18 protein-coding genes are annotated in these 25,725 nt (G+C 69.6%); 9 read left to right on the top strand and 9 right to left on the bottom strand.

Annotation, left to right across the window (positions count from 1 at the left end; genetic code table 11):
* The first annotated feature begins 43 nt into the window (after positions 1 to 43).
* The 9 genes from ISN38_RS14710 (at position 44) to ISN38_RS14670 (ending at position 12,689) form a co-directional block, all read left to right on the top strand.
* Positions 44 to 1,993: an acetyl-CoA hydrolase/transferase C-terminal domain-containing protein gene (locus ISN38_RS14710; RefSeq protein WP_176716940.1), complete on the top strand. Its 1,950-nt coding sequence runs from the start codon at positions 44 to 46 to the stop codon at positions 1,991 to 1,993.
* A 280-nt stretch (positions 1,994 to 2,273) separates the two neighbouring features.
* The gene (locus tag ISN38_RS14705; protein ID WP_003469525.1) at positions 2,274 to 3,344 is read left to right on the top strand and encodes a phosphatidylinositol-specific phospholipase C1-like protein; all 1,071 of its coding nucleotides are present in this window, start codon (positions 2,274 to 2,276) and stop codon (positions 3,342 to 3,344) included.
* 137 nt (positions 3,345 to 3,481) lie between these two features.
* Positions 3,482 to 6,202, top strand: coding sequence for a TonB-dependent receptor (locus ISN38_RS14700; RefSeq protein WP_047325223.1), 2,721 nt, complete (start codon positions 3,482 to 3,484; stop codon positions 6,200 to 6,202).
* A 176-nt stretch (positions 6,203 to 6,378) separates the two neighbouring features.
* Positions 6,379 to 7,329, top strand: coding sequence for a L,D-transpeptidase family protein (locus ISN38_RS14695; RefSeq protein ID WP_003469527.1), 951 nt, complete (start codon positions 6,379 to 6,381; stop codon positions 7,327 to 7,329).
* Between the two features lie 4 nt (positions 7,330 to 7,333).
* Positions 7,334 to 8,050: a M23 family metallopeptidase gene (locus tag ISN38_RS14690; protein ID WP_003469528.1), complete on the top strand. Its 717-nt coding sequence runs from the start codon at positions 7,334 to 7,336 to the stop codon at positions 8,048 to 8,050.
* A 261-nt stretch (positions 8,051 to 8,311) separates the two neighbouring features.
* Entirely contained in the window at positions 8,312 to 9,037 is a 726-nt protein-coding gene (locus tag ISN38_RS14685) for a DUF3348 domain-containing protein (RefSeq protein WP_038238155.1), read from the top strand.
* Positions 9,038 to 9,047: 10 nt separating this feature from the next.
* The gene (locus ISN38_RS14680; RefSeq protein WP_047325224.1) at positions 9,048 to 11,384 is read left to right on the top strand and encodes a DUF802 domain-containing protein; all 2,337 of its coding nucleotides are present in this window, start codon (positions 9,048 to 9,050) and stop codon (positions 11,382 to 11,384) included.
* The gene (locus tag ISN38_RS14675; protein WP_047325225.1) at positions 11,381 to 12,031 is read left to right on the top strand and encodes an OmpA family protein; all 651 of its coding nucleotides are present in this window, start codon (positions 11,381 to 11,383) and stop codon (positions 12,029 to 12,031) included. Before ISN38_RS14680 ends, ISN38_RS14675 begins: the two co-directional genes overlap by 4 nt.
* Entirely contained in the window at positions 12,021 to 12,689 is a 669-nt protein-coding gene (locus ISN38_RS14670) for a DUF2894 domain-containing protein (RefSeq protein WP_047325226.1), read from the top strand. Before ISN38_RS14675 ends, ISN38_RS14670 begins: the two co-directional genes overlap by 11 nt.
* A 204-nt stretch (positions 12,690 to 12,893) precedes the next feature.
* Here ISN38_RS14670 and tkt read toward each other — a convergent pair whose 3' ends face one another.
* The 9 genes from tkt to ISN38_RS14625 all read right to left on the bottom strand — a co-directional run bounded on the left by tkt (position 12,894) and on the right by ISN38_RS14625 (position 25,711).
* Positions 12,894 to 14,894, bottom strand: a complete 2,001-nt coding sequence (tkt, locus tag ISN38_RS14665; protein ID WP_003469536.1) for a transketolase — start codon at positions 14,892 to 14,894, stop codon at positions 12,894 to 12,896.
* Between the two features lie 144 nt (positions 14,895 to 15,038).
* A complete protein-coding gene (locus ISN38_RS14660) occupies positions 15,039 to 16,376 on the bottom strand; it encodes a dicarboxylate/amino acid:cation symporter (protein WP_206711865.1) in 1,338 nt (445 codons plus the stop codon).
* Between the two features lie 117 nt (positions 16,377 to 16,493).
* Positions 16,494 to 18,209, bottom strand: coding sequence for a BatD family protein (locus tag ISN38_RS14655; protein WP_080964861.1), 1,716 nt, complete (start codon positions 18,207 to 18,209; stop codon positions 16,494 to 16,496).
* Between the two features lie 59 nt (positions 18,210 to 18,268).
* Positions 18,269 to 20,083 (bottom strand): vWA domain-containing protein, encoded by a 1,815-nt coding sequence (locus ISN38_RS14650; RefSeq protein WP_047325227.1) that lies wholly within the window; start codon positions 20,081 to 20,083, stop codon positions 18,269 to 18,271.
* Positions 20,080 to 21,114, bottom strand: coding sequence for a vWA domain-containing protein (locus ISN38_RS14645; protein ID WP_003473485.1), 1,035 nt, complete (start codon positions 21,112 to 21,114; stop codon positions 20,080 to 20,082). The genes ISN38_RS14650 and ISN38_RS14645 overlap by 4 nt, the downstream gene beginning before the upstream one ends.
* Complete coding sequence (locus ISN38_RS14640; RefSeq protein WP_003473484.1) at positions 21,111 to 21,566, bottom strand: DUF4381 family protein; 456 nt, start codon at positions 21,564 to 21,566, stop codon at positions 21,111 to 21,113. Before ISN38_RS14640 ends, ISN38_RS14645 begins: the two co-directional genes overlap by 4 nt.
* Positions 21,563 to 22,507 (bottom strand): DUF58 domain-containing protein, encoded by a 945-nt coding sequence (locus tag ISN38_RS14635; RefSeq protein ID WP_399506568.1) that lies wholly within the window; start codon positions 22,505 to 22,507, stop codon positions 21,563 to 21,565. Before ISN38_RS14635 ends, ISN38_RS14640 begins: the two co-directional genes overlap by 4 nt.
* A 104-nt stretch (positions 22,508 to 22,611) precedes the next feature.
* On the bottom strand, positions 22,612 to 23,631 hold the full coding sequence (locus ISN38_RS14630; protein ID WP_003471521.1) for an AAA family ATPase: 1,020 nt from the start codon (positions 23,629 to 23,631) through the stop codon (positions 22,612 to 22,614).
* A gap of 178 nt (positions 23,632 to 23,809) precedes the next feature.
* Complete coding sequence (locus tag ISN38_RS14625; protein ID WP_038239345.1) at positions 23,810 to 25,711, bottom strand: type IV pilus secretin PilQ; 1,902 nt, start codon at positions 25,709 to 25,711, stop codon at positions 23,810 to 23,812.
* Between the last annotated feature and the right edge of the window lie 14 nt (positions 25,712 to 25,725).

The following is a 25,725-nucleotide window of genomic DNA, read 5'->3' as shown; positions in this document are numbered from 1 at the left end:
ACGCGGGCTACTCGGGAATGGATGACACGCCTAAGCTATGCCGATGACCGACCACCTCGAAGACCTCGACGCCGCTGCCGAGCGGATCCTGCAGCGCATCCCAGGCCCACTGCGCATCGGCGCACCGCTGGGCATCGGCAAGCCGCACCGCCTGCTCAACGCGCTGTACGACCGCGTCGCCGCCGATCCGCAGCGGCCGATGCAGCTCTACACCGCGCTGTCGCTGAACCCGCCGGCGCCCGGCGGCGGGCTGGAAGGCCGCTTCGTGCGTCCGTTCGTGCAGCGCCATTTCGGCGAAGATTTCCCGGCGCTCAAATACGTGCAAGCCCTGCAGCGCGATGCGTTGCCGGCGCACATCCAGGTGGAAGAGTTCTACATGCAGTCCGGCGCGCTGCTGCATTCGGCGCAGGCGCAGCGCAACTACACCAGCCTCAACTACACGCATGCGGCCGATGCGGTGGCGCAGCGCGCGCCCAACCTGATCGTGCAGAAGGTGGCGCGCGAGCCCGACGGCACGCGCCTGTCGTTCTCGTGCAACAACGACATCACCCAGGACACGCTGGACGCGGTGCGCCGGCGCGGCCTGCCGCGGCCGCTGCTGGTCGCCGAGGTCGATCCGCAGCTGCCGTGGATCGGCGGCAACGCGGCGGTGGCGCCGTCGTTCTTCGACGTGGTGGTGACCCCGCCGGGTCCGTATCCGCGCCTGTTCGGACTGCCGCGGCAACCGGTGGCCGATGCCGACTACGCCATCGGCCTGTATGCCAGCGCGCTGGTGCGCGATGGCGGCACGCTGCAGATCGGCATCGGCACGCTGGCCGATGCGCTGTGCCATGCGCTGGTGCTGCGGCATACCGACAATGCGCGCTACCGGCAGGTGCTGGCGGCGCTCGATCCGGAACTGGAAACGCATCCTGCAGTCCAGGAATGCGGAGGACTCGCACCGTTCTCGATCGGCCTGTTCGGCTGCAGCGAGATGCTCAACGAAGGCTTCCGTCAGCTGGTCCAGTGCGGCGTGATCAAGCGCAAGGTGCTCGACGACGCCGAACTGATGCAGCGCGTGGCCGACGGCAGCGCCGATGCCGACGACCAGGCCCGGCTGCAGCGCGATGGCGAATACCTGCAGGGCGCCTTCTACCTCGGCTCGCCCGAGTTCTACGCCTGGCTGCGCGAGATACCGGCGCAGGCGCGCGCCGGCATCGGCATGCACCGGATCAGCGCGATCAACCAGCTTTATGGCGACGAGCGCTTGCGCCGCCTGCAACGGCGCGAGGCGCGCTTCTTCAACTCGTGCATGATGGCCACCGTGCTGGGTGCGGCGGTGTCCGACGCGCTGGACGACGGCCGCGTGGTGTCAGGCGTGGGCGGCCAATACAACTTCGTGGCGATGGCGCACGCGCTGGACGACGCGCGCAGCGTGCTGATGTTCCGTGCCACCCGCGGCGAGGCGCCGACGACGCCGCAGTCCAACCTTCGCTGGAACTATCCCCACACCACCATCCCGCGCCACCTGCGCGACCTCTACCTCAACGAATACGGCATCGCCGACCTGCGCGGCATGACCGACGAGGACTGCCTCGTGGCGATGACCGGCATCGCCGATGCCGCGTTCCAACCCGCGCTGCTGCAGCAGGCCAAACGCGCGCGCAAGCTCGCTGCCGATTTCGTCGCGCCAGCGCCGTGGCAGCGCAACCGCGCCGAACGCGTGCGCGCCGCGCTGGCTCCGTTCCGCACCGATGGCACCCTGCCCGACTATCCGCTGGGCAGCGACTTCAGCGAGGTCGAACAGCGCCTGCTGCGCGCACTGGCCTGGCTCAAGCGCCATACCGCCGGCACCGGCAGCAAGCTCGTCACCGTGGCGCGCGCGCTGCTGTCGCGGCAGGCCGGCGATCCGGCCTGCCTGCAACGCATGGCGCTGGATGCGCCACACGGCATCGGCGCGCGCGTAGAGGCGCGCCTGCTGGCCTACGCCCTGCGCCAGACCAGATCGCCCTGAGAACCGCACCGCAGCGGCACGGCGCGGCCAGTGCCGAGGTCGGCGCATCGCGTTCTGCGTCGCACGCTGTCGCTTGACGCGCGTCGGTCGCAATACGTGACGCAATGCAGCAATAATCTGGAAAGACGCGCGTCAAGCTGACGCTTGATGATGGTCGCACCACGTTCTTCGACTTTGCCGCATGCGCTCCTGTTCATCTGTCTCCCCGGCGCTGGAAACGGCCTGCCCCGCCCTCCAACCTGCCACGCGCCTGCAACGCACCCAACGCGCACTGCTGGCGATGTTGACGATCGCACCTCTCGCGCTGCACGCCGCACCGCGGCTCAACGAGTTGCAGTACATCGGCAGCCACAACAGCTACCACGCCGGTTTCGCATCCAGCGAGGCCGCGCTGTGGCAACGGATGGATCCGGCAATGTTCGCGCTGCTGGACTACCGCCATCCGCCGCTGACGCAACAGCTCGACGACGGCGTCAGGCAGATCGAACTGGACATCTATGCCGATGCCAAGGGCGGCCGCTACGCGCATCCGGCGATCGTCGATCGGATCGCCAAGGCCGGATTGCCGCCGGCGCCGGCGATTGCCGCGCCAGGGGTGATGGAAAAACCCGGATTCAAGGTCATGCATGTGCAGGACCTGGACCAGCGCAGCACCTGCCAGCCGCTGCGGGCCTGCCTGCAGGAAGTGCGCGCGTGGTCGCGGCAGCATCCCGGGCATGTGCCGGTGTTCGTCCTGCTGGAGACCAAGCAATCGCCGTTGCAACTGGACTTCGCCACGGTGCAGCCCGAACCCTTCGGCACCGAGGCGATGGATGCGCTGGACGCGGAACTGCGCTCGGTATTCAAGCCCGGCGAATATCTGAGTCCCGACCAGGTCCGCGGCGATGCGTCCTCGCTCAATGCCGCCATCCTCGACCATGGCTGGCCGTCGCTGGACGATGCGCGCGGCAAGGTCGTGTTCCTGCTCGATCAACGCTCAGCCGGCCTCAGCTACCTGCCCGGCCATCCGTCGCTGCGCGGCCGCATGTGCTTCACCAATGCGGCTCCGGGCGAAGACGATGCAGCGTTCACCGAACGCAACGACGGCAGCGCCGAGGACATCGCGCAGCTGGTGAAGGCCGGATACCTGGTGCGCACGCGCACCGATGCCGACCTGAAGGAGGCTGCGCGCAACGACACCGCGCGCCGCGACAGCATGTTGGCCAGCGGCGCGCAGTTGCTCAGCACCGATTTCCCCAATCACGAACCGGCCAGCTCCGGCTACGTGGTGCGCTTCGACGGCGATGCCGTCGCCCGCTGCAATCCGCTGTTCCCCGAGGCGAGTTGTAACGGCACCGTTCTGGCGCATTGAGCCGCACCGCTGCCGCAGCCCGGCAGCAAACCACACCTCCACTCACCTGTCGCAATGGAAGGCATGGGCGATGTCATCGCCTGCACCCGCGTGTCCGGGGGCCGGGTACACCTGCTTACCAACCGCGAGTTCCCAGCATGCAGCACACCCGTCCCATCGATCGCCTCACCTGCGCCATCGCCCTTGCCCTCACGCTGTCCACGCCCGCGTTCGCGGACGCGCTCAACGAGCGCACCACCACCCTGGATTCGGTCAATGTGCAGGCCGATCAGGCACCGGCGCCCGGCTCGATCAACGAGCAGCGCCTGTCCGCCAGCGTCAACAGCGTGATGGACAAACAGCAGCTCGATGCCGTTCCGTCGGCGGGCATCGCCGATGTCGTCGCGCATATGCCAGGTTTGTCGGCCTACAGCGACATGCACCTGGGCCAGGCCACCACCGGCGAGAACGCCTACGTCAGCATCCGCGGCATGGACGCCAGCTACAACGCCTACACCCTCAACGGCTTCGGCATGCCCGAGACCGACTCGTCCACGCGCGCGATCTCATTGAACATGCTGGCCCCGTTCGGCATCCAGTCGGTGCAGGTGTCCAAGGCGCCGACGCCGGACATGCCCGGCGATGCGGTCGGCGGCGCCATCGACATGCGCACCCCCAGCGCGTTCGACTTCGACGGCGATTTCCACGGCAAGACCACCGCGCAGGGCCAGTTCAGCGAACTCGCCTCGGACCTGGGCGGCAAGGACATGGGCGGCACGCTGCAGCAGGAACTGGCCTGGAAGTTCGGCGACAACCAGGCGTTCGGCCTGTATGCCTCTGCCTACTACGGCAAGAACAACAACATGGCGCAGGCGCCTGCGCCCAACAGCAAGTACGTGCCGCTGGATCCGGCGCAAGCCAACGCCAGCGACCTGCGCGATGTCGGCCCGCTGGTCAGCACGCGCTACAAGTACAGCGTCTACACCAGCCAGATCGAACGCTATGGCGGCAATCTCGCGCTCGATTGGCAGGGCGAGCACAGTGCGCTGTACGCGCGCGCCATCTACGGCAGCTACGCTGTGACCGGGCAGCAGGACCAGTCCAGCGCACGCCTGGAAACCTATCTGAACCAGCCTACCGCGGTGCGCGGCGGCTACTTCAATACGCACGACATCGAAGAAAAGCTGGCGACACTGCAACTGGGCGGCCAAACCACGCTGGACCGGCTGCACTTCGACTACGGCAGTTCGTTCGGTCGCGGCACCCGTAGCCGGCCCGATTACATCTCCGCCAGCCTGTACGGCTTCACCCCAGGCAGCTTCGCCTTCGACCTCAGCGATCCAACCTATCCGGGCATCGGACCGAGTTCCGACGCACTGAAGAACTACTTCTACAACCTGGATTCGTCGTTGCTGTGGAAGGTGCAGGGCCATGACGCCGGCAGCCACGACAACCGCCTCAATGCGCATACGGACATCAGCTACCGCGTGGACGGCGACGTGCTGGACAGCGTCAAGGTCGGCCTGGCCGCCGACCACGCCGACCGCGGCGCCTACGATCATCCGTTCTTCCACAAGGACGGCAACTTCCTGTCCAACGGTCCTTACTTTGGCGGACCCAACTACGCCTTCCCCACCGCCGGCGGCCCGCCGCTGAGCGCGATCCCCGGGCGCACGACCTCCGGCGCCTTCGACGGTCACTACGCCGGTCCGTTCAAAATCCTGGACCGCAACTGGATGCTGGCGCAGGCGCTGCCCTACAAGTACGTCAACGATCCCAAGGGCGCGGGGGTCTATACCGCCAACGACTACAACGCCAACACCACCTCCAGCACCGAAGCGATCTATTCCGGTTACGCGATGGCCACGCTGCACTTCGGCGCGGTGACCGTGCTGCCCGGCGTGCGCTACGAACTGACCCGCTATTCGGCCGATTCCTGGCAATCCAGCGGCGACGGCAGCAATGGCCAGTTCGTCAGCAACGGCCGGACCTATGGCGAAGTGTTGCCCGGCATCAGCCTCAACTATCGCCCGGACGACCTCACCGTCTACCGCGCCTCGCTGCGCCGCAGCTTCAGCCGCCCGGCGTTCGGCCTGATCTCCGGCGAGACGGTCTACACCATCGCCCCCAACAACACGGTGCTGGGCATTTCCAAGCCCAATCCGGACCTCAATCCGAGCAAGGCCGACAACGCCGACCTGTCCGCGGAGTTCTACGACCACAATGGCGGCGTGCTCAGCGCTGCGACCTACTACAAGCGCATCAGCGGCTTCATCTATACCTCGCAATCGGCCACCAGCAACGACAACACGCTCGGCGGCCTGGTTCCCACCGGCACCACGTTCGAGAACGGCGTGCCGGTGACCATGCCGCAGAACGGCGGCAGCGCCAAGCTGTACGGCCTGGAACTGGCCGCGAGCAAGCGCCTGCAGGATCTGCCGGGCATCTGGAGCAATGTCGGCGTCACCGCCAACCTCACGCTCCAGCACAGCGAAGCCGACAGCAAACGTGCCGACCAACCGGACCGCACCTGGTTGCCGCGCGCGCCGCAGCGCATCTACAACCTGGACCTGTTCTACGACGACAGCAAACTGCGCGCCGACCTGAGCTACAACTACACCGGCCTGCAGTTGCTCGGCCTGACCAGCGACCGGCTCAACTACTACCTGCAGCCGGTGAAGTCGCTGGATTTCAACGCGACCTACCATCTGCCGCACGGCATCGACGTGGGCGTGTCGGCCAAGAACCTGCTCAATGCGGCGACGTTCTACGAAACCCAGGGCAAGTCCACCCGCTACATGGCCTACGACCCCGGTGCCGACGGCGCCTACGTCGAAACCGGGCGGGTGTACATGCTGACCCTGGGCTACACCTACTGACGGCAGGCCAGCCTCCGGTGCATCGCGCCGGAGGCGTGGCGGCGTCGCTCCCGACTGCGGCACAGATGCGGCCGTGGCACTGTCGCCCGCATTCCCAGTCAGCGGGGAGCCAGCCATTTCACGCCGCTACTCGCGGCGCATGGGCATGGTGACGGCCATTCATTCCGGAGTCGCCGATGTCCCGTCTTTCGCTTCCACTCGCCTGCCTCGCCGTGCTGTTCGCCAGCGCGGGCGGCATTGCCTCGGCACAGCCGCCCGCACACGCCGCAGCGGCGCCTGACAGCGGCGAGCGTTCGCCGCTGCGCGCGCAGGTCCTGCTGGATCGCGCGCACTTTTCGCCGGGCGAAATCGACGGCCAGCCTGGGTCCAACCAGCGCCGCGCCGTCTCCGGCTTCCAGAGCGCCCGCGGACTGCCCGTCAACGGCGAACTCGACGCGGCCACCTGGCAAGCGCTGGCGCAGGACGCCGCACCCGCACTGGTCGCCTACACGCTCACCGCCGAGGACGTCGCCGGGCCATTCCCCAAGATTCCCAAGAACACCGAGGAAAAAGCCAAGCTGCCGGCGCTGGGCTACGAATCGGTGCAGGAGCGCCTGGGCGAACGCTTCCATGCCGCGCCTGCGTTGCTGCAGGCGCTCAACCCGTCGATCGATCTCGGCCAGGCCGGCGCCAGCGTGCAGGTACCGAACGTCCTCGGCACGCCCGCACTGCCGAAGGCGGCCAAGCTGGTCGTCGACAAGTCCGACTCCACCGTGCGCCTGCTCGACGCCAACGGCGCGATCCTGGCCCAGTTTCCCGCGTCCACGGGCAGCGAACACGATCCGCTGCCGATCGGCGACTGGAAGATCAAGGGCGTGGCGCGGCACCCGACCTACCACTACAACCCCAAGCTGTTCTGGGACGCCGACCAATCCACCAAGAAGGCCACGCTGGCCGCAGGCCCGAACAATCCGGTCGGCGAAGTGTGGATCGATCTGTCCAAGGACCACTACGGCCTGCACGGCACGCCGGAGCCATCGCGGGTCGGCAAGGCGCAATCGCATGGTTGCGTGCGCCTGACCAACTGGGATGCGCTGACCGTCGCCGCCGCGGTGAACGCGTCGGTGCCGGTGACCATGCAGGAGTGAGCGCATGAAGACGCTGCCGAGCCTGGCGTTGCTGGCGGTGGCAGTCGCGCTGGGCTATTGGATGCTGCGCGATGGCGTGCAGGTCAGGCCGAGCGCGGTAGCGGCCGCCGCGGCCAGCGGCGAGACAGCGACTGCCACGCCCACGGTGACGCCTGCTGCTGCGCCGGCAGCGGCGCAGGCGCCACCGGCGGCGACTATCCCCGCGTCTGCGCCCACCGCAGAGGTCACACCGCCAACGCCACCCGCCGCGACCGCAGCGGCAGCCGCACCGGCGAATAACGGCGCCGACCTGCTGATCCCGGTGCAGGGCGTGACCGGCGACCAGTTGCAGGACACCTTCACCGACGCCCGCAGCCAGGGCCGCCGCCACGATGCGATCGACATCCTGGCGCCGGCCGGCACGCCGGTGCTGGCGGCGGCCGACGGCAGCGTGGAAAAGCTGTTCGACAGCGAGCGCGGCGGCCTCACCGTGTACCAGTTCGAACCCAGCGGCCGCTATGCGTACTACTACGCGCACTTGCAACGCTATGCCGACGGGCTGGCGGAAAAGCAGCCGATCCGCCGCGGCCAGGTGCTCGGCTATGTCGGCAGCACCGGCAATGCCGATCCTGGCGCGCCGCACCTGCATTTCGAAGTGCACCGGCTTGGCCCGGAAAAGCAGTGGTGGAAAGGCGAATCGCTCAACCCGTATCCGCTGCTGCGCGGCGAGCAGCGGCTGTAGGCGCTAGCGCCGCCGAAGTGCCGCCGCGTTGGCTTCTTGCCCGATGGCGACGGCGGCAGGCCTGGAGCTGCAGACCGCCTGAGGCCAGGCCCCCGCGCATCCCTGCCACCGCAGGCGTTGCGCACGAGGGCCAGCGGCCACCTTTCCCGCCGCAGGCGCTTGAACCGCAGCGCACCGGCGCAGCGGTTTTCCACTGGCGCCGCGCGGCCGGCCGGACTGGCCTGTCATTCGCGTGTAAAATTGCGCGTTTTACGCACAAGCATGGCGAAAGCTCTTCCACGGCCGCCTGTCCCGGGCCCGGCGTTCATTCGCCTCCTCGCACGTCTCACCGACGCCGACATACCGCCATCCAGCCCTGCGCTGGCCGACCGGCTCGGCCAATGGATCGACTGGACGCGCGCCGTGGCCGTGTCCAGGGCGCTGGACGGCAGGCTGCCCACGGTCGACAAGGACGCGCCGTTCGAGAGCGCCAGCGAGACCGAATGCGCGCGTGTGCGCGGCGCGCTGGAGCAGTCCATCGCCAGCGACACCGGCGCGGACGCCGGCCGCCAGGCCGTCACGCCTGGCCACGGCGCCGACCCCAACACCCCGCTCGACTATGCGCCGTTCCGCCAGCGCTACCTGTCGCTGCAGCGGGCGATGCTGACCACCAGCGGCCGCCTGCGCGGCCAGCTGCGCGACACGCTGGCGCGCTCCTCGGCCGACATGGCGCGGCTGGCGGAGGTGGACGCGGTCATGGAACTGACCCTGAGCCCACGCGAACAGACCCTGCTGGCGGCCGTGCCGGCGTTGCTGGGACAGCATTTCGACCGCCTGCGCCAGGCCGCGCAGCCGGTACCGGACGCGGCGCAAACGGCGCATAGCGTGCCGCGCGCCGGCGCCTGGCTGGACGTGTTCCGCCAGGACATGCAGCACGTGCTGCGCGCCGAACTGGATATCCGTTTTCACCCCATCGAAGGGCTGCTTGCAGCGCTTCGCAGCCGCTGACCGAGACCTCATGTTCAAGAACCTGTTCAATTCCGTCGTGTTCCTGGCCGGCCTCGCCGCCGTGTGCTGGATCGGCGTGGGCTACCTCGGCAGCAATCCGCTGGGCGCCAGCTTCGCGCTGCTGATCGGCGCCTGCTACGTGGCCGGCGCGCTGGAGCTGTACCGCTACCGGCAGGCCACCGCCACGCTGGTGCATGGCGTGGAGGATGCGAGCGCGGCGCAGTCCGACCTGGGCGGCTGGCTGCAGCGCCTCGACCCCAGCCTGCGCAACGCGGTGCGGCTGCGCATCGAGGGCGAGCGCGTCGCCTTGCCCGCACCGGGATTGACCCCGTACCTGGTCGGCCTGCTGGTGTTGCTGGGCATGCTCGGCACCTTCCTGGGCATGATGGCGACGCTGCGCGGCACCGGCCTGGCGCTGGAAAGCGCCACCGACCTGCACGCCATCCGCGACTCGCTGGCCGCACCGGTCAAGGGCCTCGGCTTCGCGTTCGGCACCTCGATCGCCGGCGTGGCCAGTTCGGCGATGCTCGGCCTGCTCGCCGCGCTGTGCCGGCGCGAGCGGCTGCAGGCGGTACAAGGGCTCGATCTGGCCATCGCGACCACGCTGCACGCCCATTCGCAGGCGTTCCAGCGCAACGAAGCGTTCAAGCTGCTGCAGCGGCAGAGCGACCTGATGCCGGCGCTGATCGATCGGCTGCAGGCGATGGCAGCGGGCATCGAGCAACAGGGCGCGGCCAGTGGCGAACGCCTGGCGAGCAACCAGGACGCCTTCCACGCCAGGACCGAGGCCGCCTACACGCGCCTGGCCGGCGCGGTGGAGCAATCGCTGCAGGCCGGCGTCGCCGAGAACGCGCGCGCGCTCGGCGCCGCGTTGCAGCCGGTGGTGCAGACCACGCTGGACGGCCTGGCGCGCGAAACCGCCACGCTGCACGAGCACGTCGGCCAGGCCGTGCAACGCCAACTGGATGGCCTGAGCAGCAGCTTCGAGCGCGCCGCCGCGCGCGCCGCACAGGCATGGGATGCAGCGCTGGCCGGCCAGCGCGACACCAACCAGGCGCTGGTCCAGGATCTGCGCAGTGCGCTGCAAGGCTTCGGCGACAGCTTCGCGATGCGCTCCAACGGCGTGCTGGATGCCGTATCGGCACGCCTGGACGCCACCGCGGATGGTGCGAAGCAGGCCTGGAACGATGCGCTGTCGCGCCAGCAAGAGATCAACGCGCAACTGGCGGCGCGCAATGCGCAGGCGCTGGATGCGATCTCGGTGCGCCTGGACGCCACGGCGAATGGGGCCAGGCAGGCCTGGAACGATGCGCTGTCGCGCCAGGAGGAGATCAACGCGCAGTTGGCGGCGCGCAATGCGCAGGCGCTGGACGCGATCTCGGTGCGCCTGGACGCCACCGCAGACGGCGCCAAACAGGCCTGGAACGATGCGCTGTCGCGCCAGGAAGACGTCAACGCCGCCCTGGCCGAGCGCAACGCGCAGGCGCTGGACGCGGCCGCGGCAACACTGCAACAACGCGCCGCAGCGCTGGTCGCGGCCATGCAGCACTCGCATGCGCAGTTGCAGGACGCGCTGCAGGCGCGCGACCAGGCGCGCCTGGCCACGTGGACGGAGACATTCGCCGCGATGGTCGCCGCCTTGAACGCGCAGTGGGCGCAAAACGGCGAGCGCGACGCGCAGCGCCAGCAGGAGATCTGCGCCACGCTCGAACGCACCGCCACCGCGATCGCGGCGCAGACCCAGGCGCATGCCAGCGACACCATCGCCGAGATCTCGCGCCTGGTGCAGACCGCCTCGGAAGCGCCGAAGGCGGCCGCCGATGTCGTCGCCGAGCTGCGCCAGAAACTCTCCGAAAGCATGGTCCGCGACACCGCCATGCTGGAAGAGCGCAGCCGCCTGCTGGACACGCTGCACACCTTGCTCGAGGCGGTGAACCACGCCTCCACCGAGCAACGCACCGCGGTGGACGCCCTGGTCACCACCTCGGCGGATCTGCTCGATCGCGTCGGCACCCGCTTCACCGACCACATCCAGGCCGAGACCGGCAAGCTGGAGACGGTCGCCGCGCAGGTCGCGGTCGGCGCCACCGAAGTGGCCAGCCTGGGCGATGCCTTCGGCGGCGCGGTGGAGGCGTTCGGCCAATCGAACACCGCCCTGCTGGAGCGCCTGCAAGGCATCGAACAGGCGCTGGACAAGTCGCTCGCGCGCAGCGACGAGCAGCTGGCCTACTACGTCGCCCAGGCCAGGGAAGTCATCGACCTGAGCCTGCTGTCGCAGAAGCAGATCATCGAGGAGTTGCGCCAGCTGCCCGGCCAGCACGCCGACGGCGGGGCCGCAGCGGCATGAGCGACGAGCTGGAAATCGATGCCGACGCCGGCGCACCGATCTGGGCGGTGTTCGGCGACCTGATGTCGGTGCTGCTCGGCGCCTTCGTGCTGATCCTGATCGGCGTGATCGGCGTGCAACTGCAGCTGTCGCACAAGCTGGACGAGGAAGTGCGGCAGCGGCAGGCCGAGGCGCGGCAACGCAAGACCCTGGAACAGGCGCTGGCTGCGCCGCTGGCGGCAGGCCGGGTGACGCTGGTCGATGGCCGCATCGGCATCCGCGGCAGCGTGCTGTTCGCGCTCAATTCCGACCAGCTACAACCCGCAGGGCGCGAGCTGCTGAACAGCCTGGCCGCGCCGCTGGCCGGGTATCTGAAAGCGCGCGGCGAGATCCTGATGGTGAGCGGCTTTACCGACGACCGCCAAATGCGCGACAGCAACCGCCAGTTCGCCGACAACTGGGAACTGTCGGCGCAGCGCGCGCTGACCGTGACCCGCACGCTGATCGAGGAAGGCGTGCCGGCCGACGCGGTGTTCGCGGCCGCGTTCGGTGCGCAGCAACCGGTCAGCCCGAACACCGACGAAGCCGGACGCGCCAGCAACCGCCGCGTGGAGATGGCGCCGCTGCCGAAGCTGTCCACGTCTGCCGCGAGACCGCATGCGCGCTGACGCGACACCCGTGAGCGAAGTGCTCGACGCATGGCGGCAGCGGCAGGCCGAGCGCCTGGATCCGCTGCGTTTGCGCTTCATCGAAGCGCTGGCGCGACGCGCCGACGCGCATCAGGGCCAAGCGCGGCGCCTGCTGGAGCGGAAGTTGGCCGCGTTGCTCGACGCCTATGCCGCAGACCTGGCCAGGATGCCGGCCGCGACCACCGCCGATGCCGATGCCGATGCCGATGCCGCGCCGAACGCGACCGAGAGCGCGCGCAGCCCGCTAGGCGACCTGCTGCAGCGGTTCGCCAGCGGCGCCACGCATGACGCGCACGCCACCGCAAACGCCATGCCGCCGCAGTCTGCGCAGCAACTGCCCGCACTCGATGATGCACGCAGACTGTGGACCGAGCTGCGCAGCCGCAGCCAGCTGCGGCAATCGCTGCAGCAGGCCCCTTCCGATGCCGGCCCGCTGAATTCCGGCGTGCTGGTGCACCGCGCGCTGGCGCTGATGCGCACCCTGTCGCCGGGCTACCTGCAGCAGTTCCTGGCCTACGTCGATGCACTGTCGTGGCTGCAGCAACTGCACGACGCCGGCGCGCTGGCGACGCCGCACAAGCCCGACGCCGCCATCGGCAAGAAGCCGGCGCGCGGCAAGCCGCGCAAGCGCGGTTGAACGTGCCGCCACGCGCTGACCAATCAGGCGGCGATAACGCACCCTGTAGGAGCGGCTTCAGCCGCGACGGGCGTGACCGATAATGCCTGTCGCGGCTGAAGCCGCTCCTACAGGTGGCTCATCCGGATTACGCAACGGCGCAGACACGCACAAGAAAAAGGCCGGCTTGGGCCGGCCTTTTCCGTTCCCGCGGGAGACGCCGGGTTACAACGCCTTCGCCGCCGCGACCACGTGCTCGGCGGTGATCTGGAAGTACGTGTACAGCTGGTCGGCCGGTGCCGAGGCGCCGAACGTGTCGATGCCGACCACCGCGCCGTCCAGGCCCACGTACTTGCGCCAGAAGCCGGTGACGCCGGCCTCCACCGCCACCCGCTTGCGCACCGCGTTCGGCAACACCGATTCGCGGTAGGCCGCATCCTGGCGGTCGAACACGTCGGTCGAGGGCATCGACACCACGCGGGTCTTCAGGCCCGCGGCGTCCAGCACCTTCTTCGCCTCCACGGCCAGGCCCACTTCCGAACCGGTGCCGATCAGGATCACGTCCGGCGCACCGCCCTCGGCATCGGCCAGCACGTAGCCGCCGCGTTCGATCTGCTGGATCTGCGCGTCGCTGCGCGCCTGGAACGGCAGGTTCTGGCGGCTGAACACCAGGCAGCTGGGGCCGTCCTGGCGGGTGATCGCGGCCTTCCAGCTCACCGCCGACTCCACCGTGTCGCACGGGCGCCACACGTCGTTGTTGGGGATGTAGCGCAGCGAGGCTAGGTGTTCCACCGGCTGATGGGTCGGGCCGTCCTCGCCCAGGCCGATCGAATCGTGGGTGTAGACGTGGATCGCATGCGCCGGGTTCAGCGCGCTCATGCGCACGCCGTTGCGCGCGTAGTCGCTGAACACCAGGAAGGTGGCGTCGAACGGGATGAAGCCGCCGTGCAGCGCAAGCCCATTGGCGATCGCGGTCATGCCGAACTCGCGCACACCGTAGTACACGTAATTGGCGTTCGGGTCGTCGCTGGCGACCGACTTGCTGGCCTTCCACAGGGTCAGGTTGGAATGCGCCAGGTCGGCCGAACCACCGATCAGTTCCGGCAGCAGCGGCGCGAACGCTTCGATCGCCATCTGCGAGGCCTTGCGCGAGGCGATGGTCTGCGCCTCGCTGGCCTGCTTGGCGATGTAGGCATCGGCCTGGGCGATGAAGTCCTCCGGCAGTTCGCCGTGCGAGCGGCGGGTCAGCTCCGCGGCCTCGGCCGGGAATTGCTTGGCGTACTTGTCGAACGCCTGCTCCCACTCGGCCTGGCGCAGCGTGCCGGCGCCACCGGCGCGCCAGCCGTCGTAGATCTCCTGCGGGATCTCGAACGGGCCGTACGGCCACTGCAGCGCCTTGCGCGCACCTTCCAGTTCTTCCTTGCCCAGCGGCGCGCCGTGCGAGGATTCCTTGCCGGACTTGCTCGGCGCACCGAAGCCGATGGTGGTGCGGCAGCAGATCAGGGTCGGCTTGTCGCTCTCGCTGAGCGCGGCCTCGATCGCCGCCTTGATCGCATCGGCATCCTGGCCATCGACATCGCGCAGCACGTGCCAGCCATAGGCTTCGAACCGCGCCGGGGTGTTGTCGCTGAACCAGCCAGCGGTGTTGCCGTCGATGGAGATATGGTTATTGTCCCAGAACGCGACCAACTTGCCCAGGCCCCAGGTGCCGGCCAGCGAGGCGGCTTCGTGCGAGATGCCTTCCATCATGCAGCCGTCGCCCATGAACACCCAGGTGCGGTGATCGACGATCTGGTGCTCGGGGCGGTTGTAGCGCTGCGCCAGCAGCTTCTCGGCCAGCGCGAAACCGACCGCGTTGGCGAAGCCCTGGCCAAGCGGACCGGTGGTGGTCTCCACCCCGGGGGTTTCGCTGCGCTCGGGATGGCCGGCGGTCCTGCTGTGCAGTTGGCGGAAGCGCTTCAGCTCGTCCAGCGGCAGGTCGTAGCCGGACAGGTGCAGCAGCGCGTACTGCAGCATCGAACCATGGCCGTTGGAGAGCACGAAGCGGTCGCGGTTGAACCACTTCGGATTGTTCGGGTTGTGGCTGAGGAAGTCGTTCCAAAGCACTTCGGCGATGTCGGCCATGCCCATCGGCATGCCGGGATGGCCGGACTTGGCGGCCTCGACCGCATCGGCGGCGAGGAAGCGGATCGCATTGGCGAGCTGGCGGCGGGTAGGCGTCGTCATGTGGGTTCTATTGGAAGCGGGCGCGGGGCGTCGGGTTCGCTATTGTCCCACAGGCTGGGGAGTGCGGGACTCGGGACTCGGGACTCGCAAGAAGCTAGCGGCCACGCATCCCTATCGCCTATCGCATTGCAAATAGCCAAACGGTCACGGACAGCGCTTCATGAGTTCCGAGTTCCGAGTTCCGAGTTCCGAGTCCCGCCCATCCCCCTCCCCCCTCGCCACCAACGTCGTCAACGCCAGATCCCCCGTCACATTCAGCGCCGTGCGGCACATGTCCAGGAAATGATTGACGCCCAGGATCATGCCGATGCCGACCGGGTCCACCCCGACCATCGCGCAGATCAGCGCCACCACCGGCAGCGAGCCGGACGGCACGCCGGCGGTGCCGATGCCGCCGAGGATGCACACCAGCATCACCATGAACTGCTGGGCGATGCTCAGCTCCACGCCGAAGAACTGGGCGAGGAAGATCACGGTGATGCCCTCGAACAGCGCGGTGCCGTTCTGGTTGGCGGTGGCGCCAACGATCAGCACGAAGCGCGACACCTTGCTCGGCAGGCCCATCTCGTCGGCCACGCGCAGTGCGGTCGGCAAGGTGGCGTTGCTGGAGGCGGTGGAGAACGCCATCACCGTGGCCTCGCGGGTGGCACGGAAGAACGCCAGCGGCGAGCGCCCGGCCAACTTCACCGCCAGCCCGTAGGTCACCACCATGTGCAGCCCCAGCGCCAGCACCACCACACCGACGTAGGCGCCGAGCCGGATCAACAGTTCGAAGCCGAACAGCGCCGCCAAGTTGAACATGAAGCAGGCCACCGCATATGGCGCCAGGCGGATCACCAGCCCGATCAGGGTCATCGAGATCTCGAAGATGCCCTCGATGCCGCGCCGCAGCGTCGCCACCTTGGCGTCCTCGCTGAGTACCATGCCCACACCGAACATCACCGCGAAAAACATCAGCGACAGGATCGCGCCGTTGCTGGAAGCGGCGGCGACCACGTTGTCGGGCACGATCGACAGCAGCATGTCCATGCCGCGCGGCTGATGCCTGCTCTGATCGACGATCTGCGCGGCGCGCTCGGCGTTCTGCTGCAGCAGCTGCTGCGCCAGTGCGTGGTCCACGCCGATGCCCGGCTTGAGCACGTTGACCAGCACCAGCCCGAGCAGCACCGCGATGCCCGACAGCACCACCGTATAGCCCAGCGTCTTCCAGCCGATCCGGCCCAGCGCGCGGATATCGCCCATCTCGGAAATGCCCATCACCAGCGCCGAGAACAGCAGCGGCACGATCAGCATGAAGATCAGGCTGAGGAACAGCTTGGACAACGGCGTGGTCAGGTACGTGGTCAGCGCCTGCACCCAGGCCGCATCGCCGCCCACGCTCAGGTGCACGGCCAGGCCCAGCACCAGCCCGAGCACGAAGCCAATCGCCATTTTCCAGTGCAAGGGCATGCCGGTCTTGGCCTTCACGGAGGTGTCGGTCATGGTGTTGCCTTGCAGGAGAGAAGCCCGAGCTTAACAAACCCGCACTGGCGGGCTGCAAGCCGGCGTCAGCCCGCGAGCACGCGGCGGGCCGCCTCGCTCACGACCGCGACGACGCTCTCACGCGTCGCGCGGATACAGCGGCGGCAGGTCGTCCTTGCGCTGCTTGCGCGGCGTATCGCACCAGCGCGGTCCTGCCCAGAACGCCTGGCGCAGCGCGGCGCGCGCGCCCGGCACATCGCCGGCGTCGCCCCAGCGGGCGCGTTGCAGGCGTAGCACCGCCTCGCGTTGCGAAGAATCATCCAGGCGGGTGAGCAGCGCGTCGAGATCGGCGACACCGGCCTGCGCGCACAGGATCGCGGCGACTTCGTCCAGGCCGCCGCCGTCCAACGCCTTGCGCAGATCCGGCAGGCCGTAGCGGGCGCGTGGCGCAGTGCTCGCCGCAGCCGACGCGGCCGGCGCAGCGTGTGCGCCGGCCGGCGTACGCGACGCGCGGCCGCGCCGCCAACCCCAAACCAGCGTCGCCAGCCACAACAGCGCGAACAGCGCAGCGAGCGCCATCCAAAGCGGTAATGCGCCGAGCAAGCCGGACACCGCGTGAGCCGGGGTCACCGCGTTGCCGGCCGGCGACGCATCGACGCTCGGCGCCGCGACGCTGATCGGCGCTGCAGGCGCGGCGGGTGCGGCGCGGCCGGGCAGCACCTGCAGGTGCAGATCGGGCAGCGTGGCCTCGCGCGCGGCGCCGGCCGCCACGTCCCACCACGGCACGTGCAGCCCGCCGACCCGCAACGGTCCGGCGGTTTGCGGCACGATCGAGTAGCGCCGGGTGATCTTCAATTGCGGGCTGCCGTCGACGAACTTCTCGTCGAACTGCGGCGGCTCGGCGAATACCTGCGCGCCATCGACGCTGGGTGTCGGCAGCTCCGGGAACTGCGCCTGGGTGGCGCCGCGCGCGCTGGCCTCGACCACGATGTCGGCCGCCTCGCCCACCGCAGCACGCTGCGGCGTGGCGGTGTAGCGCAGGCGCAGGTCGTGCAGCGGCAACCACGGCTGCGGCGCATTGGCCGGTTGCGCGCGCACCTGCAGGGTATGCGTGGCACTGTGCGCGGTGAGGTCGCCGCCGCGGCCGAAATAATCGTCGAAGAAACCGCTGGGGCCGCGCCCGCGGAAGCGCGCGCCGGGCAGCGTCAACGGCCCGCTGCGCTCGGGCACCAGCAGGTAACGGCGCTCGACGATGGTGAACATGCGTCCGTCGATTTCGCGCCGGCTCTGCACATCGTCACCGATGCGCTGCAGCGCGGCACCTGCCGGCGGATCCAGATCCAGCTCACCCGAGGTCAGCGGCACGCCGAGGTATAGCCGCACCACCACGCCCACGCTCTGCTGCACGTACGGTTGCGCGTCGTCGGCCACGGTCTGCACGAACACGTCGGTATTGCCGAGCTGCGCCGGATCGCCGCCGCGGGTGCTGCCGGCCGGCGCCGGCGCGGCCGCGGTCACCTGCAGTCGCAGCGGCGCGGTGCGCTCGTTGCCGACGCGCAACGATGGGATCTCGATCGTGCCGGTGCCGCGCGGGGTCAGCGCCACGCCGAACAGCGACTTGGCCGTGACCTGGCCGTTGACCATCTGCATCTGCCGGCTGTTGACCTCGTCGCTGAGCGCGAACTGCACGCGCAGCGGCGCGTATTCCGGCGCCGCCAGCCCCTGGTCGGTCTCGATGTTGAGGGTGACGCTCTCGCCGGCACCGATGCTGTCGCGGTCCAGCCACGCGCGGGTGGCGGCCGCGGCCGGCAGCGCCAGCGCGGACAGCAGCAGTCCTGCCCACAGGGTCAGCATGACCGAGCGCATCCGCGTGGCGGACACGCCCCCGCACCAGCGGCGTTGCTTGCGTTCGATCATGGTCCTTCCCGCTGCCTACGTTCGTGTTCGAGCTTGAATTTGGCGCGCAGCAGGTTGCCCGGATCGTCCGGCACCCGCCGCAGCCATGCCTCCACCGCCTGGCGCTGTTCGCGCTGCTGCGGGGTTTCCGCCGCGGCCGCGGCGGCGCGTGCGGTCGCTTCCTTGCCTGCCGCGCCCTGCTGCGCCATCGCCTGCTGCATCTGCTGGCGCTGCGCCGCATCGGCCTGCTGCTGCGCCTGCGCATCGCCCGTCTTCGGCGGCCCCGGCGGCGGCGCATCCTTTTTCTTGGACCCCGCCTGCGACTGCGCATTCTTCTGTCCCGGCTGGCCTTGCGCATCCGACGGCGACGGCGCCTTGGCCTGCGATGGGTCCTGGCCCTTGGGCGCGCCGCCGGCACCCGGCTGCGACTGGCCTTGCTGGTTCTGCTGCGCCTTGTCCTTGCCCTGCTGCCCCTGCTTGTTCTGCCCGGATTGGTTCTGTGCGGACTGGCGTTTGCGCGCGGCATCGACCGCGGCGCGGTTGGCGATCGCATCGGCCATCTGCGGATGCTGTCGCAGCGCCTTGTCGTAAGCGTCGATCGCCTCGTCGTAGCGGCCCTGGCGGGCCAGCGCATTGCCCAGGTTGTACCAGCCCTGATCGCTGTCGATGCCTTCGAACTGCTGCTGCGCAGAGGCGAAATCGCCCTTGCGATAGGCCTGCACGCCCGCGTCCAGACGCTGCTGGCGCACCTGGTCGGCACGCCGCCACCAGTCGCCGCCGCCCGTATCGGCCGCCGCCGCATGCGCCGTCAACGGCATCGCTAGCGGCAGCAGCAATACCAGCAGCACGGCAGCGCCAGCGCGGCGGCGGAACGCGAACAGGGCCAGCAGCAACAGCGGCGGCAGCAACCAGTAACCCTGGTCCAGCCAGACCCGGCCGCTGTGCTCGGCGGCGGCCGTCGCGTCCTGTTGCTGCGCCGCTTGCAGCACGCCCAGCGCACGCAGATCGGCATCGGTGGGCGTCAGCAAGGCGTAGCGGCCATTGCCGGCAGTCGCCAGCGCTTGCAGCGAAGCGGCATCCAGTTGCGCGTGGCCGACGCCGCCCTGGCCATCGCGATAGGCCGCGCCCTGCGCGGTTCCCAATCCCAGCACCGACACCCGGTAGCCCTGCCCGGCCGCGCGCGCCGCGGCCTGCCGCGCTTGCGTGTCGGCCTGGTCGCTGAGCAGCAGAATGTCGCCGCGGGCGAAACCGGCCTGGCGCAGCAACTGTGCCGCCCAGTCGATGGCCAGGTCGCTGCGCTGCCCGGGCACCGGCATCACCTGCGGCGACAGCGCGTCCAGGAACAGGGCGACGTTGGCCGCATCGTCGGTCAACGGCGCGACCGTGTAGGGTTCGCCGGCGTAGGCCAGCAGTGCGACTTCGCCGCCGGCACGCTCGCGCAGCAGCGTCGCCAGCTTGGCGCGGGCCTGCAGCAATCGCGACGGCGGCAGGTCGCCGGCCTCGGTCCGCGGCGACAGATCCAGCGCGATCACCAGCGGCGTGCGCGACTGCCACAGCGGCTGCTGTTCCTGGCGCCAGCTCGGCCCGGCCAGCGCCACCACCGCAAGCAGGTAGCCGAGCGCGGCCAGCCACAGGCCGGACAGCGATTGCCGGCCATCCTCCTTCGCCAGCAGCTGCGGCAGCAGGTGCGCGTCCACCGCGTGCCGCCACACGTTGCTGCGCCGGCGCCGGCGCAGCCAGCTCCAGCCCAGCAAGGGCAGCAACGACAGCGCCCACAGCCACTGCGGCCGCAGCAGATGCAACGCCTCCAGGAAGCCGAGCACCGCGTTCATTGCCGCCTCCATGGCCACACGAAGGCGATCAAGCCCAGCAGCAACGCCACGCCCAGCGGCCACGCATAACGTTCGGTCCGCGGGCGCACCGCCGGGCCAACCGAACGCACCGGTTCCAGGCGCTCCAGCTCGGCGTAGATCGAGACCAGCTGGTCGGTGTCGCGGGCGCGGAAGAAGCGGCCGCCGGTGTCCTGCGCGATCTTGCGCAAGGTGTCCTCGTCGACCTGGTCGTCGCCGCCACCGCCACCGGGCATCGGCAGGCCGAACAGCGAATAGCCGCCGGCGCCGCCGAAGGCGATGGTGTAGACGCGCACGTGTTCGGCCTTGGCCAGCTCTGCCGCCTTGCTCGGTTCCAGCACGCCGGCGGTGTTGACGCCGTCGGTCAGCACGATCAGTACCCGGTCGCCTTGCGACTGCTCGCGCAGGCGCTTGACCGACAGCGCGATCGCGTCGCCGAGCGCGGTCTCGCGCCCGGCCAGGCCGACCACGCTGTCGCGCAGCTGGTCGCGCACCGTGGCCAGATCGGCGGTCAACGGGGTCAGCGCATACGCCTTCTGGCCGAACACCAGCAGGCCGATGCGGTCGCCGTCGCGGCGGTCGAGGAAGTCGGCCAGCACCGCCTTGGCCGCGGTCAGGCGATCCACCACGCGTCCGCCCAGGGTCATGTCCGGCTCGCTCATGCTGCCGGACAGATCCACCGCCAGCATCAACTGCCGCGCCTGTTGCGGCGGCGAGATCGGCTCGCCCAGTTGCAGCGGCCGCGCCGCAGCGGCGCACAGGCAGAACCAGGCCAGCCAGGTCAGCCACAGGCCGACCCGCCACAGGCCGCCGCGCGCGGGCGCAGCCGCCACCGCCTGCAACTGCGCGGCATACGGCACACGCAACGCCGGTGCACTGCCGCGCTGTGCCGGCAGCAGCACACGCGCCAGCAGCGGCAACGGCATCGCCAGCCACATCCACGGCCAGGCGAACCCGGCGAGCAGATCGCTGAGGCTTTGCCAGTGCTGCGAGAGCGTGCCCATCGCCATCATCGCCGGCGCCCGCCCATCAGCTCGAGGAAGCGGCGCCGCGCCAGCGGCAGCAGCGCCTGCAGCTGCGCATGCTCCAGGTCGCGCCGATAGCCGCCATCGAGCAGCACGCGGCCCGGTCCCGCAGAGAAGTCCTGGCGCTTGCCGCCGTCGAGGAAGCGCAGCCATGCTTCGCCCTGCAGCGCGGCGGCGGCCGGGTCGCGCCGACGCGCTGCGCGGCGCAGCAATTCCGACACCGCGGCCACTTGCGCCGGCGCAGCGCCGCTGCCGAGCTCCGCATCGAACTGGCGCTGCCAGCGGCGCCGCCGCGCGCGCCGCCAGGCCCAAAGGCCGAACGCGATGCCCAGCGCCAACAACACCGAGGCGCCCAGCAGCAACCAGCCCGGCGCCGGTGGCCACCAGGCGGGTGCCGGCGGCAGATGCACATCGCGCAGCGGCAGTTGTTGCGGCGTCATCGCGGCGCGCTCGCGCCCGGCGCCGGCAGCAGCCAGGATTCGCTGGCCGCATCGCTGCGCAGCACGCGCACTTGCACGCCGCGGCCGGGCAGTTCGGCGGCCAGCGTTTCCAGCGGCGCGACGAATTGGTGGTGCCAGCGCTGTTGCGCGCTGGCCGCCTGCAAATCGATTTCCACCCGGCGCCCGCCGGCCCAGAACGGCAGCGCCGCGCGCGGCGGCTGCAGTTCCAGCGCGTCGGCCAGCAACAGCAGCACCACGTCGTTGTGCAGCGCCAGCCCGGCCCAGCGCGCCGCCGGAATCGCATGTGCGCTGGCCGGATCGGCCAGCACCAGCAGCCGCGAGCCGGGCCGCAGCAGCTTGGCCGCGTGTTCCAGCGCCACGCCGAGGCCGGCATCGTCCTGCGGCGGCTGCGCATACCAGCGCGCCAGCGCGTCGAGCACGCGCAGGGCGCCGCGCGGCCCGGCCGCCGGCGGCACCGGCGCCTCGCTGCGGCTGCCGCGCAAGGCGGCCAGGCGGTCGCCCTGGCGCTGCGCGGTCCACGCCGCCACTGCGCCGGCACGCGCGGCCTGCACCGACTTGAAGCGCACGCGGGTGCCGAAATACAGTGCCGGCGCGGTATCGGCCACGATCAGACTGAGCCGTTCGCGCTCGGCCTGGAACAGCTTGGTATGGGTGCGCCCGCTGCGCGCGGTGAGTCGCCAGTCGATATGGCGTACGTCGTCGCCGGCCACGTATTCGCGCGACTCGGCATACTCCATGCCGCGCCCGCGCAACGCCGCCGGCGCGCTGCCGCTGAGGCCATGGCGCCCGCGCCGCGGCGGCGGCACCCGCGCCACGCTCGCGCGCAGCGCCACCAGCTCGGCCAGGGTCGGGCGTACGCCGTCGCCGCCGCTCGCGGTATCGGCATGTGACGTCTGCGGCGGCATCGCCTGTACTGCCATCGTCGCTTACCTCGCCTGCGCCACGCTGCCGCAGACCGTCAGCGCAGCGGCGCGATACGCCGGCGCGCGGTACGGCGGCCGCCCGGATTGGCGCTGCCGCTCGCTCAAGGCGGCGGCACCTTGTCCAACAGCGCCGCGACCAGGCGATCGCCGTCCCAGCCTTCGGCCGTGGCCTCGTAGCTGGGCAGCACGCGATGGCGCAACACGTCCGGCGCGACTGCGCGCACGTCGTCCGGGGTCACGAAGTCGCGTCCCGCCAGCCAAGCGCGCGCGCGCGCGCAGCGCTCCAGTGCGATCGAGCCGCGCGGGCTAGCGCCCCAGGCGATGCGCCGCGCCAATGCCGGGTCGTAGCCGCTGGCGTCGCGCGAGGCCAGCACCAGTTCGATCAGGTAGCGCTCCAGCGGCGGCGCCAGATGCAGCGACAGCACCGCACGCCGCGCGGCGAACACGTCGTCAAGCGGCATCCGCGGCGGCGGCGCCTCGCCATGGTCCAGGGTTTCGCGCGCGCGCTCGCGCGCCAGGCGCAGGATCTCGGCCTCGGCGGCGGCCTCCGGATAGCCGATCCGCACGTGCATCAGGAACCGGTCCAGTTGTGCTTCCGGCAGCGGGAACGTGCCTTCCTGCTCGATCGGGTTCTGCGTGGCCATCACCAGGAACAGCTTCGGCAGCGCATAAGTATGCCGGCCGACCGTGACCTGGCGCTCGCCCATCGCTTCGAGCAGCGCCGACTGCACCTTGGCCGGCGCGCGGTTGATCTCGTCGGCGAGCAGGATCGGATGGAAGATCGGCCCGGGCAGGAACTCGAAGCGGCTTTCCTGCGGCCGCCACACCTCGGTGCCGGTGAGGTCGGCCGGCAACAGGTCCGGGGTGAACTGGACGCGGGCGAAATCCGCTTCCAGCCGCGCGGCCAGCGCGCGGATCGCGGTGGTCTTGGCCAGGCCGGGCGCGCCTTCGACCAGCAGGTGGCCATCGGCGAGCAGCGCGATCAGCAGCCGCTCCACCAGCGCGGCCTGGCCGACAATGGTTTCGGACAGGCCGTCGCGCAGGGCCAGGAAGGCGGCGTGCAGGCGCTGCTGCTCGGACGCGGCGGGAGTGGGGTCGAAGCTGGAGGGCGTGGTGTTCATGTGCCGAGTTTGACCCATCGGCGGTGAAATGGTTCTGCGCGCAGCGCAAGCATCGGCCGCAAATTCAGATTTGCCTCATCCTTCGGCACAAACGAAGATGGGAGAAGCGCATGCTTCTCCCGTCCTGATGCCAGCACCGCCTCGCCTGTGCGCAGGCGCTCGGCACGGCCCGCGCGCGTCAGCCGGCGCTGGGCGCGCGCTTGGCCACGCGCATCACCTTCGGGGTCACGAAGATCAGCAGTTCGGCCTTGCTCTTGCTGCGGCCGCGCTTCTTGAACAGATTGCCCAGGAACGGGATATCGCCCAGGAACGGCACCTTGGAGATGCTGTTGCGGTCGGTGAACTCGTACACGCCGCCGATCACCACGGTCTGGCCGTCGTCCACCAGCACCGCGGTATTGATCTCGCGGCGGTTGATTTCCGGAATGGTGCCGTAGCCTTCGAGCACGCGGTACTGGTCGACTTCGTCCTTCTTCACGTTCATGTTCAGGAACACGCGATTGTCGTCGGTGATGGTCGGGGTGACCTTCAGCTCCAGCAGCACTTCCTTGAACTGCACGTTCGGCGTCGCCGCGGTCCCGCCGGTGCCGCCGGTGATGGTGATGTAGCCGATTTCCTTGCCCTGCTTGATCACCGCCTCGCGCTGGTTGGAGGTGACGATGCGCGGGTTGGAAATGACTTCGCCACGGCCTTCCTCCTGCAGCGCCGACAGTTCCAGATCCAGGTTGAAGTTGGATCCAAGCAGCGTGTAGGCCAGGCTCGGCAGCGTCGGCGTACTGGTGAAGGTGTTGCCACCCAGATTGACATTGAGACCGCGCGTGGCCGCGACGTTGCCACCGGTCGCGCCGCTGCCGATGGTCGCGGTGTTGTCGCCGTAGGTGTGCGCACCGCCGATGCCGAACCTGGCGCCCAGGTCGCGGGCGAAGGTATCGGTGGCAATGACGATGCGGCCCTCGATCAGCACCTGGTCGACCGGACGGTCGATCACGTTGATCAGCTCGCGCATCTGCGCGATCTTCTTCGGGATGTCGCTGATCATCAGCGTGTTGGTGCGCTCGTCGGCGACGATGCGCCCGCGCGGCGACAGGAAGCCGTTGTCGGTCTGGCCGCTGCCACCACCGCCACCGCTGCCGCCGCCGGAGCCGCCGCCGATGCCCTTGGCCTCGGTCAGCGCTTTGAAGATCGTGGAGGCGCTGTGGTAGTTGATCTGGATGTAGTCGGTGGTCAGGTCCTCGCGGTTCTCGATCGCGATCCGCGCGTCTTCCTTGTCCTGCTCGAACTTGGCCAGTTCCTGCTGCGGCGCGACCCAGACCACGGCGCCGTCGCGGCGCTTGTCCAAGCCCTTGGCGCGCAGCACGATGTCCAGCGCCTGGTCCCACGGCACGTTGACCAGGCGCAGGGTGACATTGCCCTGCACGGTGTCGGAGGCGACGATGTTGAGGTTGGATTCCTCGGCGATCAGCTGCAGCACGGTGCGCACCGGCACGTCCTGAAAGTTGAACGTCACCGGGCGGCCGCTGTAGCCGCGCGCGGCGACCTGCGCCGCCGCCTGGCCGACCGTACTCGCGCTGACCGCACCCACCGCCGGCGCCGAGGTCCGCGGCGCGATCTCCACCACGTAGTCGTTGCCCGACTGGTAGGCCATCGACTCGAATGGGCCATTGGTGCTGAGCACCAGCTGCGCGCCACCGGCGTAGGGCTTGGCGTCGATGCGCTGCACCGGCGTGGCGAAGTCGGTGACGTTGAGCGGATGCTGCAGCTCCGCCGGCAACGCGGCATTGCCGATATCGACCACCACGGTGTTGCCCTGGGTGCGCAGATCGGGACTGGCGCCGGCGCCGCTGAAGTGCAGGATCAGCCGCCCCGCATCGCCGTCGCCGCGCTTGAAGTCGATCTTCGACACCGTGAGCTTGGCCGGCGCCTGCGCTGCAGCTGCAGCCGCCGTCGGCGTCGGCGTCGCCGCCAGCGCCGCGCCCATCACCGCCGAACTCCCCAGCAGCGTCGCCAACCCCAATGCGCGTAGCCGCACCGTCGCGCCGCGCCGGATGGGGCGCAGGCTCAGGGCTTTGGAAAAAGTCATCGTGCTATCCCCAT

It is taken from the genome of Xanthomonas translucens pv. undulosa (genome assembly GCF_017301775.1).
GTDB lineage: Bacteria > Pseudomonadota > Gammaproteobacteria > Xanthomonadales > Xanthomonadaceae > Xanthomonas_A > Xanthomonas_A translucens.
Note: the sequence above shows the minus strand (reverse complement) of the source record. Positions and strands in the feature narration are given on the sequence as shown.